This window comes from Enterobacter cloacae complex sp. P2B, assembly GCF_014895985.1.
GTDB lineage: Bacteria > Pseudomonadota > Gammaproteobacteria > Enterobacterales > Enterobacteriaceae > Enterobacter > Enterobacter bugandensis.
This window is the reverse complement of record NZ_JADBQQ010000036.1, coordinates 517-911: the sequence shown is the minus strand read 5'-3', so window position 1 is coordinate 911 and position 395 is coordinate 517. Positions and strand designations below refer to the sequence as shown.

Sequence of the window (395 nt, the reverse complement as noted above, 5' to 3'; positions counted from 1 at the left end):
CCAGCACTGGCCGGAGCGGTACAGAGCAGCCCGTCGGTAGACGCTTATGGGGCGCCGTCGGTAACCAATCTGCACATCTCCGGCACGCCGAGGGTGGGGCAGACCCTGAATGCGGAATACACCTTAACGGCAAACGGGAGCGGTGCGGATGCGTCCACCTACCAGTGGCAGTGGAAGGACGGTGAGACCTGGAAGAATGCGGCCGCCGCTGGCAATACGGCACGCACGTTCACGTTGCCGGACAGCTATGCGGGCTACAGCGTGCGGGTGGTGGTGACGCCGAAGGGCAGCAGTCACCCGGCTCTGGCCGGAGTGGCGCAGGAAAGTTCAGCGGTCGAAGTATATGGCGCGCCGTCGGTGTCGGGCCTGAAGATTTCCGGCACGCCGAAGGTAGG

General features: G+C 64.8%; 1 protein-coding gene. It reads left to right on the top strand.

The window, feature by feature from the left end:
- A partial coding sequence (locus IM313_RS22455; protein WP_226858822.1) for a hypothetical protein occupies positions 1-395 on the top strand: 395 nt, incomplete at both ends.